The 15,159-nt window shown below is 32.5% G+C and carries 14 protein-coding genes; 11 read left to right on the top strand and 3 right to left on the bottom strand.

Annotated features, from left to right (window positions below):
- The gene (locus Q0921_RS11760) at positions 1-948 is read right to left on the bottom strand and encodes a hypothetical protein (protein WP_299257002.1); all 948 of its coding nucleotides are present in this window, start codon (positions 946-948) and stop codon (positions 1-3) included.
- A gap of 108 nt (positions 949-1,056) precedes the next feature.
- Between Q0921_RS11760 and Q0921_RS11765 the strand changes: the two genes are divergently transcribed.
- Together Q0921_RS11765 and Q0921_RS11770 are read left to right on the top strand one after the other, a co-directional pair.
- A complete protein-coding gene (locus Q0921_RS11765) occupies positions 1,057-1,698 on the top strand; it encodes a class I SAM-dependent methyltransferase (protein WP_299257004.1) in 642 nt (213 codons plus the stop codon).
- A 25-nt stretch (positions 1,699-1,723) separates the two neighbouring features.
- Positions 1,724-2,710, top strand: a complete 987-nt coding sequence (locus Q0921_RS11770; protein WP_299257006.1) for a glycosyltransferase — start codon at positions 1,724-1,726, stop codon at positions 2,708-2,710.
- Positions 2,711-2,780: 70 nt separating this feature from the next.
- On the opposite strand, the gene Q0921_RS11775 is transcribed toward Q0921_RS11770, so the two are convergent.
- Entirely contained in the window at positions 2,781-3,740 is a 960-nt protein-coding gene (locus tag Q0921_RS11775; RefSeq protein WP_299257008.1) for a hypothetical protein, read from the bottom strand.
- 200 nt (positions 3,741-3,940) lie between these two features.
- Between Q0921_RS11775 and Q0921_RS11780 the strand changes: the two genes are divergently transcribed.
- From Q0921_RS11780 to Q0921_RS11815, 8 genes are all read left to right on the top strand, one after another.
- Positions 3,941-4,510 (top strand): L-threonylcarbamoyladenylate synthase, encoded by a 570-nt coding sequence (locus Q0921_RS11780; protein ID WP_299257010.1) that lies wholly within the window; start codon positions 3,941-3,943, stop codon positions 4,508-4,510.
- 8 nt (positions 4,511-4,518) lie between these two features.
- Positions 4,519-5,943 (top strand): HD domain-containing protein, encoded by a 1,425-nt coding sequence (locus tag Q0921_RS11785; RefSeq protein WP_299257012.1) that lies wholly within the window; start codon positions 4,519-4,521, stop codon positions 5,941-5,943.
- A gap of 26 nt (positions 5,944-5,969) precedes the next feature.
- Complete coding sequence (locus Q0921_RS11790; RefSeq protein WP_299257014.1) at positions 5,970-6,998, top strand: heme A synthase; 1,029 nt, start codon at positions 5,970-5,972, stop codon at positions 6,996-6,998.
- A gap of 56 nt (positions 6,999-7,054) precedes the next feature.
- Positions 7,055-7,564, top strand: coding sequence for a hypothetical protein (locus tag Q0921_RS11795; protein ID WP_299257016.1), 510 nt, complete (start codon positions 7,055-7,057; stop codon positions 7,562-7,564).
- Between the two features lie 82 nt (positions 7,565-7,646).
- Positions 7,647-7,886: a four helix bundle protein gene (locus Q0921_RS11800; RefSeq protein WP_366520026.1), complete on the top strand. Its 240-nt coding sequence runs from the start codon at positions 7,647-7,649 to the stop codon at positions 7,884-7,886.
- Positions 7,887-8,041: 155 nt separating this feature from the next.
- On the top strand, positions 8,042-9,100 hold the full coding sequence (locus tag Q0921_RS11805) for a nucleoid-associated protein (RefSeq protein ID WP_299257018.1): 1,059 nt from the start codon (positions 8,042-8,044) through the stop codon (positions 9,098-9,100).
- A 434-nt stretch (positions 9,101-9,534) separates the two neighbouring features.
- A complete protein-coding gene (locus tag Q0921_RS11810) occupies positions 9,535-10,908 on the top strand; it encodes a tail fiber protein (RefSeq protein ID WP_299257020.1) in 1,374 nt (457 codons plus the stop codon).
- A gap of 11 nt (positions 10,909-10,919) precedes the next feature.
- Positions 10,920-12,125, top strand: coding sequence for a hypothetical protein (locus tag Q0921_RS11815; RefSeq protein ID WP_299257021.1), 1,206 nt, complete (start codon positions 10,920-10,922; stop codon positions 12,123-12,125).
- Between the two features lie 250 nt (positions 12,126-12,375).
- Here Q0921_RS11815 and Q0921_RS11820 read toward each other — a convergent pair whose 3' ends face one another.
- Positions 12,376-13,443 carry a hypothetical protein gene (locus Q0921_RS11820; protein WP_299257023.1) on the bottom strand — a complete coding sequence of 356 codons (1,068 nt, stop codon included), beginning with the start codon at positions 13,441-13,443 and terminating at the stop codon, positions 12,376-12,378.
- 116 nt (positions 13,444-13,559) lie between these two features.
- On the opposite strand from Q0921_RS11820, the gene Q0921_RS11825 reads away from it, so the two are divergent.
- On the top strand, positions 13,560-15,014 hold the full coding sequence (locus tag Q0921_RS11825) for a M20/M25/M40 family metallo-hydrolase (RefSeq protein WP_299257025.1): 1,455 nt from the start codon (positions 13,560-13,562) through the stop codon (positions 15,012-15,014).
- The last annotated feature ends 145 nt before the right edge of the window (positions 15,015-15,159 follow it).

A 15,159-nucleotide genomic window follows, 5' to 3' on the forward strand; every position in this document is an offset into this window, starting at 1 on the left:
CTAAAATCCAAAAACTTCATTTACCCATAAAGGTAAAGTATACCTATTATATATTTCTTTTGGAATAGGCTCATAAGGTGTTTCAAAAAAGGATTTAGGAACCTCTATTCTCTTTTTATCCACTACTAAAATATTATTAGGGTTATAAAAATCGTATGTAGTAATATCTTTATTAGTTGTAATTAGCTTTTTAGAAAAGCCCATACTTTCGAAGACCCTAAATGTTAAACCAGACTGATTTTCTCGATGTACATCTAATAAAACATTAGACTTTGCTATCAACCCTTCTACCTGCTCAAGATCCATGGTATTCTTTGAATATACTATATGAGTATCATCCTTGTATTCTTCACTTTTACCGACAATTACAATTTTATACTTAATATCTATTTTATCTAATGCCTTAGCTATATTTTCAATAACCGAATCTCTCTTACCAGAAGAACTAATATTAAACACCTCATACATAGGAATTTCTTGATTAGACAGTTCTTCTTTATAAATAAAATTGGTGATAAAAGAAAAATTGAAACGTTCTACATCATCCTTTTCAAAAGAAAATGCCTTATCAAACTCATTATAAATCTTAGCTATCTTTGGAGATCTTTTATAATTGTCATTAAAAAAACCAAGCAAATTATCTGTGTAAGGACGTATCTTTTTAATAAAATCTGGGTTCAAAAAATCACCTTTAATAATCAATATTTTATCTTGATGCCCATTCTTGTTTAGTTCCTCAAGAATTTTTTTCTCTAAAAACTTCTTTTTTATGTTATATTTAAAAAATAGTTTTGCAAAGAAATTAAAAACCTTATGAAAAAATGAAGGATACTTATAGCGCAGTTGGTAAAAATTGATTTGACACACCTTTATTCCTCGACGCTCTAATTCTTTAGCAATGAATTGATTAAAACCCCAATTATCCAGGCTGATTAATGTAACTTTCATACAAATAAATATTGTACAATATTAAGAATTATAATAAAACAACAGTGTAGTTTTGGTTTAAAACTGACTAATAATAATTTTCTATAACTCAAAAAAATAAGCAGATCGATGGATTACGATAATAAACCCGATAATTATTTTAATAACACACGTCATGAAATGTTGGATTTTCTGCCAGAAAATACCAAAACGTTATTAGATGTTGGATGCGGAGAAGGAGCTTTTGCTTCTTTCATTAAAGAAAAATATCAAACCGAAACTTGGGGAATTGAACTAATGAAAGAAGAGGGGGAAAAAGCAAAGAAATTACTTGACAAAGTTTTTATCGGAGAAGTAGAAAGTTATATCGATGAACTTCCTGATGATCATTTTGATGCTATTTATTTTAATGATGTTCTAGAACATCTTGTAGATCCGTATATGGTTTTAGAGAAGATTAAGAGTAAATTATCTAAAGATGGTGTCATCATTAGCTCCATCCCAAATATGAGATATCACAGTGCCCTAAAGAATCTTGTTCTTAAGAAAAATTGGGAATATGAAGATCACGGAATCATGGACAAAACACATCTAAGATTCTTTACAGGAAAAAGCATAGCCAATATGTATACTCGTTTAGGGTATAAAATTCTAACACACAAAGGTATTAATAAAACAAAATCCATTAAGCCATATCTTTACAACATCCCTATGTTTTTTACAGCAATGGATATGAGATATTTACAATACGCAACGGTAGTAAAAAAATAACTGTTAAAACTATTGATACTCGACAATGAATATACTTATAGAAGATAAAACTGCTCTATTACCCGCTAAAAAATATGGCGGGACTGAACGAGTTATTTGGGGACTTGGCAAAGAACTCTCCAAATTAGGACATAAAGTCTACTTTTTAACAAAAGAAGGCTCCACTTCTGATTTTGCTACTGTACTAATATATGACGAAAACAAAACATTACAGGATCAGATCCCAGGCGATGTTACTGTAGTTCATCTTTTTAACACACTAAACCAAGCGACTGGTAAACCTTATATCTTTACTATGGAAGGTAATCCATCACCAGATCAGTTGCTTGATATAAATATGGTTTTCGTATCTGGAAATCATGCAAAAAGATATGGGTCCACTGCTTTTGTTTATAACGGTATTGATTGGGATGATTATCCTGCTCCAATATTGGATAATGACAGAAAATATGTTCATTTTTTAGCCAAAGCATCCTGGAAAGTAAAAAACCTATTCGGAACTGCTGATATTGCACTAAAGTCAGGTAACAAGTTACACGTTATGGGTGGAGAGCGATGGACTTTTAGAAATTTCAAAAGAGGATTAAAATATATATTGAACAAGAATATTATTTTTCACGGAATGGTTGAAAATGACAAAAAGATGGAAGTCGCTCAGCATTCTAAAGCTTTAGTTTTCCCTGTAGTTTGGCACGAACCTTTTGGAATTGCGATTACAGAAAGTATGTACGCAGGTTGTGCTGTTTTCGGAACAAAGAACGGTTCATTACCAGAATTGATAAAATCAGAAGTTGGTTTTACTGGTACTAACGCTGATGAAATTGCAAAAGCCGTTAGAGAATTTGATTATAATCCAAAAAGATGTCATGAATATGCAGTAAAATATTTTAATTCTAAAGTAATGACAGAATCATATCTGAAACTATATGAAAAGGTTATTTCCGGAGAAACAATAAACAATAAAATCCCTAAATACATTGATCAAGAAAATATAGTTCCAAAATTTAAGTAACTAAATTTTAAAAGTCCCAGAAAATTATACTTCTGGGACTGCTTTTTTTATACATAAATATTCTTAGTGGTTACCCTTTTTTTATGGCAAGTAGATAAGCACAGGTATTTCCCCCATCCGCTCTTAGGTGATCTTTAGAGGCTCCATTTCCAACACCAATAGCATATAACATTCTACCGTATCCATTATAACTGGAAGAGGCTCCACCTCCACTAGCGACATAATCACTTTGTGAAGAACTTAATGAAGTACTAACTCCTTTAACTCCAGAACTCTTATATTCACAATCAGAATTTCGAATCGTTCGTATAGAGCCAAAATTAGGAATATTATTAGCTATTCCAATTGCATATACTGTTATCGACGCAGGTGAGGATTTCTCATGATCTTTAGATGATGCCTTCCATCCGTTACCAAAAGGAAATGAACCTGTTAATAAATTTCCTCTTCCAGACCAATTCACTTTAGCTCCTCCGGAAATTAAAGTATACCCAGATGGTAACTGAATACTGGTTTCTGGTTGTGAAGCTATTGATGAAGTTTTGGAAACAACTTTAATGTAATTTTTTAATAGATTCGGTGGAATATAATTACCATCATTATCTTTTAATCTAATACCCCTTGCTGAACCGACTAAAATAAATCCATATCTATTTGCTACCGAATGATCTTTCGCTTCAGACTCCCAAGACGTTAATGATGCAGATGGAGCAGACTTTGTTATTAAAGCGCCTGGATCATATTGATCATATTTAGCCCAGACGTTTCCTCCAATACATAAAAACCCCTCGGGAACTAATGCCTTTCCTTTCACAACACCTGTCTGAACTTTTTTAGAAATAAAATTTGAAGTAGAAAAAGACATTTCAATCTGACCCGAGTCATCAGTCTCAATAAATCCACTTTTTTCAAAATTATTTTCTTCTGGCTTATCATTCATCTCTAAAGTTTCATCTACTGAGTTAAAGTTTTCTTTCTCGCAAGAAACTACTCCCGCAACAATCATTAATAAAAAAATGATTTTTTTCATAATATTTAGGTTTTAAAATTATTTTTGCACAAGTTATATCTGTTGTGCATTCAGAACATTTTTGTAATTGGCCTATTACATAGTTTAATGTCCTATGTAAAAAGTATGTTACTCTAAATAAATGCGATTATGATTACTTTAACTTTTCTTACGAAAAAGCATGACATGAATAATTTCCTACATTAAAACAAATAGAGCTAATGGAAGATCACAGAGAAGAAATAGAAAAAACGATAACAATACTTAAGAGAGGTGGCCTCATTCTTTATCCGACAGATACAGTTTGGGGAATAGGATGCGATGCAACAAATCCTGGTGCTATTGATAAAGTATATGCCTTAAAACAACGAGCAGAAAAAAAATCCTTGATTTGCTTAGTAAGTGATTTTAAAATGCTTCAGCAATATGTAGAAGAAGTTCCAGAAGTAGCATATGACATTTTAAAATACGCTAAAAAAGCAACTACTATAATTTATGATAGACCTCTACGAGTAGCAGAAAATCTAATCGCAGAGGATAACACTCTTGGAATTAGAGTAGCTCGTGACCCTTTTTGCAGTAAATTACTCAGAAAGTTTAAAAGACCAATTGTTTCTACTTCTGCTAATATTAGTGGAAAATCTACTCCTCGAAACTTAAAAGAAATAAGCAAAGAGATTTTGGAAGGCGTAGACTATGTTGTAAATTTGCCGTTGAAAAACAAAGACGTTAAACCCTCCTCTATCATCAAAATAGGAGGCGATAGCACAGTGAAAATTATCAGGAAGTAAATTGATACATGTCGGAAGCTAAGAATTACAAAGAAGCATTACATCATTCTGTTTTTAATACCATAACCAAAGCGGCATCAAATCTTCAATTAGAGAGCTATGTAATTGGAGGGTTTGTAAGAGATTTTATATTGCAAAGAGGCACTGCAAAGGATATTGATATTGTAGCGATCGGTAGTGGAATTGAATTGGCTGAAGAGGTTTCTAAATTATTACCTGATAATCCCAAAATTCAGATATTTAAGACCTACGGAACGGCAATGCTAAATGCCAATGATATCGAAGTCGAATTTGTGGGGGCTAGAAAAGAATCTTATCGTGAAGACAGCAGAAATCCAATTGTGGAGAACGGCACATTACAAGACGATCAAAATCGAAGAGATTTCACCATCAATGCATTAGCTTTAGACCTTTCTGAAAATAATTTTGGTAATATCTTAGATCCGTTTGATGGACTTGAAGACATAAGATCCAAAATTATTCGAACACCTTTGGATCCGGATATCACATACTCCGACGATCCACTTAGAATGATGCGCGCTATTCGTTTTGCTACACAGCTAAATTTTAAGATTGAAGAAAAATCTCTAAAAGCAATTACTAAAAATAAAGATCGCATTAAGATTATCACTAAAGAACGTATTGTTGATGAGTTAAATAAAATTATTCTTAGTGAAAAACCATCGGTAGGTTTTATACTATTGGAAAAAACAGGCTTATTACCATATATAATGCCTGAACTAGTTGCTTTAAAAGGTATTGATGAAGTAGAAGGTCAGAAGCACAAAGATAATTTTTATCATACACTAGAAGTGGTTGATAACATATCAGAGAATACAGATGATCTATGGCTCCGCTGGGCAGCATTATTACACGATATTGGTAAAGCTCCTACCAAGCGATTTAGTAAAAAAGTAGGATGGACATTTCATGGTCACGAATTTGTAGGTTCTAAAATGGTCTTCAAACTATTTAAACGTCTAAAAATGCCTTTGAATGACAAAATGAAATTTGTGCAGAAAATGGTACTGATGAGCTCGAGACCAATTGTTATCGCATCAGGTGTTACGGATTCCGCTGTAAGAAGATTGGTCTTTGATGCAGGTGATTACATCGAAGAATTAATGACACTTTGCGAAGCAGACATTACTACCAAAAACCCAAAGCGTTTTAAGAAATATCACAACAATTTTAAAATTGTTCGCCAGAAAATGGTAGAGGTAGAAGAGCGCGATCATATTCGTAATTTCCAACCTCCAGTGAGTGGAGAAGAAATCATGAAAACTTTTAATATTAAGCCTTCACGTGAAATCGGAATTATTAAAGAAGCTATTAAAGAAGCTATTCTAGAAGGAGAAATATCCAATGAACATGAAGCGGCCTATCAGTTTATGATCAGGAAAGGTGAAGAATTAGGTTTAAAGAGTCATTAACAACCTAGAATTTATACAATAATTATATGAAAAAATACTTCAGACCACTTGTCATAGCATCTGTTGTACTGATATACCTAATTATAATTGCAGGTGCGGTTGTTAGAATGACTGGATCTGGAATGGGATGTCCTGATTGGCCTAAGTGCTTTGGATACTATATTCCTCCTACAGAAGAAGCTCAGATTCAGTGGAAATCTAATTATGAATATCGAGAAGGTTTTATTGTAATCCTGAACAAAGAGCTAAGAATTGCAGCTAAAGATTTTACATCTTCTTCTAAGTATGATCCTAGTAACTGGAAATCATATACGAAACACGATTATGCTCAATTTAATGTCTGGCATACTTGGATCGAATATATTAATAGATTAGTTACAGTACTTTCGGGAATACCAATATTATTGATGTTTATTCTGTCATTAAGGTTTTGGAAAGAAAAACGAAAAATCACGTTATTTGCTGGCATAACCATCCTAGCGATGGCATTCCAAGCTTGGTTAGGTAAAATCGTTGTAGATTCTAATTTATTACCGCTTAGAATTACAGTTCACATGTTAGTTGCTTTTATTATTCTAGCAATATTATTATATGTCCTATTTCTAACAAAAGAACGAGCAACCAATATCAAGTTTACTGATACTTTTAAGAACGTTTTACTTTTCTCGGTGGTTCTTACTCTAATTCAGGTGGCATTAGGAACTCAGGTACGTCAATATGTTGATGAACAAATTAAGATAGTTGGAGAATTAGAAAAATCAGAATGGTTAAACCCTCCTACTTTCACTTTCTATATCCATAGATCATTTTCAATTTTAGTGGTCATTGTTAACACTTGGCTCTTTTGGTATTCTAAAAAAATGAAATTGAATCTATCAAAATTAAACTGGATTCTAATACTAATAGGTTTAGAAGCATTAACCGGAATTTTGATGTACTATTTTGACTTTCCGTTTTTATCTCAACCTTTACATTTAGTGTTATCCTCTTTATTGTTTGGAGTACAGTTTTATATTATGTTAGAGGTCTATAAAAATAAAGCTATTGAAGCCTGAAAATTTAAAATAGTCAGAAACAAGTTTGTATCTTTGTCCCTCCAAATTAATCAAGAATGATTTACCGTTTCAGAATTATCCTGGACACAGAAGAAGATGTATTTAGAGATATCGAAATTGAGCAAGATGCTACTTTAGAGCAATTTCATAATGTCATCAACCAATCCTTTGGATTTGATGGGATGGAAATGGCTTCTTTTTATACTAGTGATGAACAATGGAATCAAGGAGAAGAGATCTCTCTTTTTGATATGAGCGATGGTAATCAACCAGTGAGATTGATGAATGAAACCTCATTAATTGATGTTGTTCATGAGGCTTCTCCAAGATTAATATACATCTATGATTTTCTTAGTATGTGGACTTTTTTGGTAGAACTTGCAGAAATTGCCGAATATGAAAACGGAAAAGAATATCCAAACATTATGTTTGTGCATGGTCAAATTCCTGATAATGCACCTGATAAAGAATTCAAAGCCGACAATCTAGACGATACTAATGAAGAAGAAGGTTTTCTTGATCTCGATGATTATGATGAATTGGGATTTGATGAACATTGGAATTAAATCTTAAGAATCTAGGTTACAAAGTTTAAGTTTTTAAAAAAGGTGAAAATCTAATATTGAGTACATATAGGGATCTTCAACTATGGAAAAATCTATGACCTTGATCAACAATATTTATCTGGAAATAACAAAGTTTCCGAAAGAAGAAATATATTGCTTAACTTCTCAGACAAGAAGAGCTTCAATTTCGATACCAAGTAACATTGCTGAAGACTATAGAAGAGATGGTAAAAAAGATTATCTAAGGTATCTAAATATTGGTATAAGTTCATTATTTGAATTACAAACTCAACTAGAAATAAGAGAAAATTGGAGTTTTTGAATGAAAACAAATATGAATCCATCTATGAGGACACTCGTGAATTAGAGCGTATGTTATCTAGTTTTATTAGAACTATAAAAAATTCAAAATAATATTTAAAGGCTTTTATTAGCTTTTTAACTTTGTAGCTTTGCTACTTTGAAACTTAAAAGGATATGATTAACTTATATAGCACTCAAATAGAATCGCTTTCGATTCATAGAATAGGAAATAAAAGTAGAAACGAGAATATATTTCTTTCTGATTCTCCTTATAAACTTAATGATGAGCTAACAGCCTTGTTAAAAGAATACTTTTTCAAACCCTTTAGAGAAAAAGAAGAAAACTATTTTCAATTTGCAAATGAAGTTGATGTAGAATTTAATCCGCTATTTAAGATTGTTACCGAAATTTTTGACAATCCATCTTCTGCGCATGAAAAGTCTAAAAGAATTACTTCTTTATTATACGAACAATCACAACATCCGCATATTAAAAGTGGAGAAGTATATATTACTTACTTAGAAAATTTAACCATTGATAATGAAAAAACTTCTGCTATTGGAATTTTTAAGTCTGAATTAAAATATGATTTCCTTCAGTTCGAAGAAAAAGGAACAGATTTAGAGCTATTGCATCAGCAAGGCGTAAACCTCAACAAACTTGACAAAGGATGTTTGATCTTTAATCATAAAAAGGAAGAAGGATATAAAATTCTTTCTGTAGACTCTAATAAATATGATACTAAATATTGGCTAGAACATTTCTTAGGAGTAGAAGCCTTTGAAGACGAAAACTTTTATACAAAAAAGTATATGAAATTCTGCCAAGATTTTGCAAAAGATGTGGTATTACCAGCAGAAGACAAAAAAGAAGAAGTGATGTTTATGAATCGAGCTGTAAATCACTTTGCAAAAAATGACGCCTTCGAAGAATCTGCTTTTATAAACGAAGTAATTGATAATCCAGACCTAATTCCTGAATTTAAACATTACAAAACTGAAAAAGCTCCAAAATATCATATTGAAGACTTAACAGAATTTAATATTGCCAATACCGCAGTAACAGCGGCAAGAAAAAAGATTAAAAACACCATTAATCTGGATACGAATATACAGATCAAGATGGATTTTATTAATCCTGAATCTGCCGAGAAATTTGTAGAAAAAGGTTGGGATGAAGAGAAACAAATGTATTATTATCTAGTATACTTTAATAAGGAGCAAAAGGATTAGTATTGCAAGAATTAGGGATGTTCGAGATAATCTATTATTAATGCCCGAGGCTGGAAGTCGGATGTTAGAGATATTCTATTATTTTGCTTCCAACCTCTGACATCCTACTTCGTGCATCTAACTCCTGACTTCCTGTTTTGTACTTCGAGAACCTCAGCACTCGAAATCTAACACCTATCAACTATTATCAAACATCAGACTTCCAACACCTGACCTCGTGCATCCGACACCCGACTCTTGACTCACTAATCCATCCCTAAAATCACACCTCAATCCTATGGGTAAACCGTAGGACTCCCTTAAATTCGCACCTTTATTTTAAAAAACTTCATTTTTTAAGGTAACAATTGATAATCTCAAGACACGTATATAAAAGAATTATAAATTTTTATGGAGTTACTATGCTTCAAAACGATAAATAATTAAAAGAATTCATGAAAAAAATTGTTTTACTAACAGTTCCGCTTTTGCTTATATCATTAACTGGTATTTCACAAACACAAACTTCAAATAATGAAAAACTCAATCTACAATCACCAAGCAGCGTGAGTTTATTTCAGAGTAACTCTTCTAACGGTGTTTGGGCTACCGGAACTATTACTGATGATCGTTGGGGTATTTTTGAGGACGCTACAAGCTCAAAAGAAAGATTGACAGTTCTTCCTGGAGGTAATGTAGGTATCGGAACTTCAAATCCAACATCCAGATTTCATGTAGCTCATACTTCTGGTCAAGGATTTGCCCCAGTAATTTCTGGAAATGTAGCAACTTTTCAATCAAATAATACCCCTGGCTATTATGCTTCAATTAATTTAATTTCTGGAACCGATGGAAGAGCTAGTTTTTATTTTGGTGATAAAGATAGTGGTGCTATGGGCGGTTTCAGATATAATAACACAGATAACTCTTTAACTTTTAGAACAAATGGAAGTGATAATCGCCTGTTTATTAATTCTATTGGCAACGTAGGTATCGGAACTACAAATCCTTCATCTATGCTGCATATTAAAGACCCTGCTGGAGGTGCTGCTTTAAAAATTGAAAGAGGAGGCAAAAGTTGGAATTTTTCTATTCAAAATATAGGAGACAATTTATACTTGAACAACTCTGATAATCCTAATACCTTTTTTACATTTCGTAAAAATGGCAATTTAGGTATCGGAACGACAAGTCCATCCGCAAAATTAGAAATAAAAGGCGCTGGAGATGGAGTAGAAATATTAAAACTATCTACCGAGAGACCGTGGGTTTTTAAACAAGAAGGAACAGGTGCATCTTCTAACTTAGTACTTCAAGAAATTTCTGGTAATAAATTCTTTAAAATCAAAAGCTATGATAACACTGATATTTATACCATTCAATCTAACTCAGGTAATACTTATTTTAAAGGAAATATGGGGATTGGAACAAACACACCAGACGCGAAACTAGCTGTTAATGGAAATATTCATGCTAAAGAAGTAAAAGTAGATTTAGTAGGATGGCCTGACTACGTTTTCGAGAATGATTATAAGCTACCAACACTACAACAGGTAGAAAATCACATCGCAGAAAAAGGACATCTAGAAAACATTCCTTCTGCTGCAGAAGTCTTAGAAAACGGTATCCAATTAGGAGAAATGAACTCAAAATTGCTTCAGAAAATAGAAGAGTTAACACTTTATATGATTGAGCAGAATAAAAAGACGGAGAACCAACAAAAAGAAATTTATAAACTTCAAGAAGAAAACAAACAATTACAATCAACAAACAGTATATTAATTGAATTACAAATGCGTCTTGAAAAGCTAGAATCAAAAACTAAATAATTAAAAAAACTATGAAAAAAACAGTATTCATAATAGCATTATCATTTTTTTGTATACAAGCAAAATCTCAAAATATTGATTTAAACAATACTACTGATTATATTAGAGTTCAAAAGAATGGCGAAACGGGTTATACCCGAGCATTTGGTTTAAATGGATCCAATCAACTTTATATTGGAAGTATTGAAAAGACAATAGGGAATATGTACTTTTTCAATAAAGGAACGGGGCATTTAATGACTCTTAATCCTTCTGGTAATTTAGGTATCGGAACAACAAATCCTGGAGCTAAATTAGACATATTATCTAATACTGGGCAAACAGAAAGTTTAATGCGCTTTAAGATATCAGATGCTCCTTCCGATTATTTACAAATAGCAAACTCTACCGGATCTGCAAATCAATTTATTCCGTTGATCAAAGGATATCATGAAACAGATAATAGATACTCGCTTTCTATTATGGGGTCTACATCGGATGCAATGGATAATGGATCTAATGCATTGATAAATTTTAATGCAAGGAGATCAAATAGTGTTGTTCAAACAAGACCTTTGTTTGTGTGGACTAATTATGATCAAAAAATGATGACAATGTCAGCTAATGGTAATCTAGGTATTGGAACTACAAGCCCGCAAGAAAAATTTCAAATAGGAAATACATATACTTTTCATGATGGCGGACATAAAGTTATAGGTTTTTTATACAAGCCATCTGGCGGAGTTGATTTGGACCCTTTACAATACTCAAGTGAAATAAGGTTTGATCCAGTGAATGGTAATTTTCACTTAGGAACTTCTAATACTGTCACAGCAGGTCCTACTGCAAAATTGTCAATTAATAAAACTGGAAATGTAGGTATCGGAACTACATTTCCAGACGCTAAACTAGCCGTAAACGGAAACATTCATACCAAAGAAGTAAAAGTTGATCTTGTAGGATGGCCTGACTACGTTTTCGAAAGTGATTATAAGCTACCAACATTACAAGAAGTAGAAAATCACATTGCAGAAAAAGGACATCTAGAGAATATCCCATCGGCTGCAGCAGTAGCAGAGAATGGTATCCAATTAGGGAAAATGAACGCTAAACTGCTTCAAAAAATAGAGGAATTAACTCTTTATATGATTGAGCAGAATAAAAAGACGGATACCTTAATCAAGGAAGTTGAGATTCTAAAACAGAAGAATTCTGAGCTTGAGAAGAAAATGAAATAAAATGTCAGAGGTCTGAAGTCAGATGTCCGAGGTAATCTATTGGATTTCACTTCCGGTCTGACTCTTAGTTAAGAATAACATTAAGCCATGTCACGCTGAGCCTGTCGAAATACAATTAAAAATCAAGGTTTTATTGGTCTTCGACAGGCTCAGACTGACATTGTAAAAACCCTAACTTAGCGACAATGTTCCTGACTCCCGACACCAGACTTCTAACATCGAGCAACAGACACCCGACTCCTTATCTTCATCATCCCTCCAACAACCGTTTCATATTCACATTTTCATAATTCCTCCTTACAAAATCTAATGCAGTTTTTAGGACTTCACCCATGGATTTACTTCTTCTGAATTTTAAATCTAATGTAAAGTTGTACAAATGCTCTCTTAGTTCTTCTATATTTTCTTTAGTAGAAATCGTATCCTTGCACATACAAGTAATTAGTGTTTCATAACGAGATCGGGAATTTAATATCCGCTTTGCCAAAACAGAACGCTCCTCTTTTTTGTACTGTTCAATAGAGCTTGGTTGTAATTTATTCATAACAATAGCTACCATATCAAAATTCTCTTTAAAGAATTGCGGCTGATATACTTTTAATTTACCCTCAAAACATTGTTGATCAAAATCTATCGCTCTAATCTTATATTCTACGTGTTCAAAATCATGGATTGGGATGATTACATAATTATAAGATCGCATATCCCCTAACAAACGCATCTGACAGCGTTCGTTGAATTTCACAAACTCCTTTGCTATCTGAGATTTTGCCTGATCGCTCAAATCTGGTAAAAAATCCTTAATAAATACATCGCCAGGAATTCCTGCTATATGCTCTTCTATCAACGTATTTTTATATACTAAAAAATTAATTCTATTTGGTGAAAACATATGCTCTAACTCTAATCCATAGATACGAGAAGCATCAGCTTTTTTAACATAGATGTAAGTGTAGTTATCATTCAGGATATTCCTTATTTTAATCCTAAACGGTTTTGAATTACCAAAAGTACAGTAATCAATAGCATCAATATTAAGAAATTCTATAGCATCCTCATTTCCATCAGAATGTAATATCGTGTACACCTTTTTTAAACTGGATTCTATTTCTGGTCGCTCATGCTCTTCATAATACACGCGAATCCATAACGTATCCTGATCATTACTGTCATACACAACTATGGAACCAGAAAACCTCAACAAATCATCATAAAATACTGGAATTTTAATTTTACGATTACATTCCTTTAAATAACTATCCAGGTTATCATTAATTGGATAGGTAGGTTTCTTCTTAGACATTAACTTTTCTTCCATGATTATAAAATTAACCAAAATATGTAATTGGTACGTTCTTTTTAAGAAAGTAAATATGTGCTCGGCTAGCAAATACTTATCTTTACATTTATATTCTAAACTCAACATCTTTTAAAATGAAACATTTTATCTCAATAGTAATGATCTCATTACTGACAATTACACTCACTTTTGCTCAAGAAGAGTCATCATCTTTCTATGCCACCATGGCTTTAATAGATGCTGAAGACTTACAAAAAGAATATCCTAATGAAATAACAATAATTGCCAAACGAAGAAACGAAGCAGCTGTTTTTATTTCTGAAGAAGGAAGTCATAAATTACATGGACGCGTTTTAGTTCATGGTCCTGGATTTATATATAAATCTTCAGAAAAGCAGGCAAAACAAGCATTATTAGATGATAATAAAAGTGCTATTCATAGTAAAATGGCATTTACTATAACAGAAGATGCTATAGTAAATTTAGCGATGGATGCTATTAACACCCCAAATATCGCAAACCATATAACGGAACTTGAAAATTATGGAACTAGATATCATACTTCTAATGCAGCAAACCAATCAGCCCAAGACCTAAAAGTTAAATGGGAAACCATGGCTACTACCTATAACAGAACAGATGTTAGTGTTAGATTAGTTAGTCATAATAGTACTCCAATGCAATCAGTAGTGATGACTATTCAAGGTTCTGAATTCCCTGATGAATTTGTGATTGTTGGTGGGCACTTAGATTCTACTTCTTCCCAAGGAAATAATGACGCTCCAGGAGCTGATGATGATGCATCTGGTATTGCAACGATTACTGAAGCAACAAGAGCTTTATTTGAAATCGGTTTTCAGCCAAAAAGAACTATTGAGGTGATGGCATATGCTGCAGAAGAAGTGGGACTTCGAGGATCGGCAGAAATTGCAGCTGATTATAAAGCCAATAACGTAAATGTAGTTGCGGTCGGACAATTTGATATGACAAATTATAATGGTTCTGCTAATGATGTTTATTTCATATCTGACAACACAGATGCTACTCTTAATGGATTTTTCAAACAATTAATGGATCATTATAATGCATCTGGTGATCATCAACTTACCTATAGTACTGCTTTTTGTAACTATGGTTGTTCTGATCATGCTAGTTGGAATAGCGAAGGATATAAAGCATCTTTTCCTTTTGAAGCCAGCTTTTCTCAATATAACCCAAATATCCATACCAGAAACGATACATTTAGTATATCTGGAACCGCAGAGCACGCTACAAAATTCGCAAAGCTATGTAGTGAATTCCTTATTGAAATAGCAAAAAATGATGCTACGCTATCTACACCTGAATTTGAAGCCGAAGGATATTATATTTATACAAACAACAAAACACTAACATATCAAATATCAGAAACCAGTTCTAAAGTTGAAAGCATCGATATTTATGATATGAATGGAAGAAAGATTCTTCGAAAAGAAGATATAGGGACTTCGGGAACTATTACTATGAATTCAATAAGTAGCGGTGTTTATGTAATTACACTCGCATTAAAGGACCAAAGACAACTAAGTAAAAAAATTATTTTAAAATAATCGATCACAACAATTCTATACAAAAAAAGACCAACTAAAAAGTTGGTCTTTTTTCTATATAATCTTTATTAAATTCATTTTTTCCACATTCCTTTTGTAACAAAAACCAATACTAGTCGTCTTGTTTAATATAACCGCCAAAAAA

This window comes from uncultured Aquimarina sp., from assembly GCF_947496855.1.
Taxonomy (GTDB): domain Bacteria; phylum Bacteroidota; class Bacteroidia; order Flavobacteriales; family Flavobacteriaceae; genus Aquimarina.

Excerpts from the sequence above, each read along its gene's own strand:
- Q0921_RS11760 (WP_299257002.1), bottom strand. The coding sequence starts at position 948 with ATGAAAGTTACATTAATCAGCCTGGATAATTGGGGTTTTAATCAATTC.
- Q0921_RS11765 (WP_299257004.1), top strand. The coding sequence starts at position 1,057 with ATGGATTACGATAATAAACCCGATAATTATTTTAATAACACACGTCAT.
- Q0921_RS11770 (WP_299257006.1), top strand. The coding sequence starts at position 1,724 with ATGAATATACTTATAGAAGATAAAACTGCTCTATTACCCGCTAAAAAA.
- Q0921_RS11775 (WP_299257008.1), bottom strand. The coding sequence starts at position 3,740 with ATGAAAAAAATCATTTTTTTATTAATGATTGTTGCGGGAGTAGTTTCT.
- Q0921_RS11780 (WP_299257010.1), top strand. The coding sequence starts at position 3,941 with ATGGAAGATCACAGAGAAGAAATAGAAAAAACGATAACAATACTTAAG.
- Q0921_RS11785 (WP_299257012.1), top strand. The coding sequence starts at position 4,519 with ATGTCGGAAGCTAAGAATTACAAAGAAGCATTACATCATTCTGTTTTT.
- Q0921_RS11790 (WP_299257014.1), top strand. The coding sequence starts at position 5,970 with ATGAAAAAATACTTCAGACCACTTGTCATAGCATCTGTTGTACTGATA.
- Q0921_RS11795 (WP_299257016.1), top strand. The coding sequence starts at position 7,055 with ATGATTTACCGTTTCAGAATTATCCTGGACACAGAAGAAGATGTATTT.
- Q0921_RS11800 (WP_366520026.1), top strand. The coding sequence starts at position 7,647 with ATGGAAAAATCTATGACCTTGATCAACAATATTTATCTGGAAATAACA.
- Q0921_RS11805 (WP_299257018.1), top strand. The coding sequence starts at position 8,042 with ATGATTAACTTATATAGCACTCAAATAGAATCGCTTTCGATTCATAGA.
- Q0921_RS11810 (WP_299257020.1), top strand. The coding sequence starts at position 9,535 with ATGAAAAAAATTGTTTTACTAACAGTTCCGCTTTTGCTTATATCATTA.
- Q0921_RS11815 (WP_299257021.1), top strand. The coding sequence starts at position 10,920 with ATGAAAAAAACAGTATTCATAATAGCATTATCATTTTTTTGTATACAA.
- Q0921_RS11820 (WP_299257023.1), bottom strand. The coding sequence starts at position 13,443 with ATGGAAGAAAAGTTAATGTCTAAGAAGAAACCTACCTATCCAATTAAT.
- Q0921_RS11825 (WP_299257025.1), top strand. The coding sequence starts at position 13,560 with ATGAAACATTTTATCTCAATAGTAATGATCTCATTACTGACAATTACA.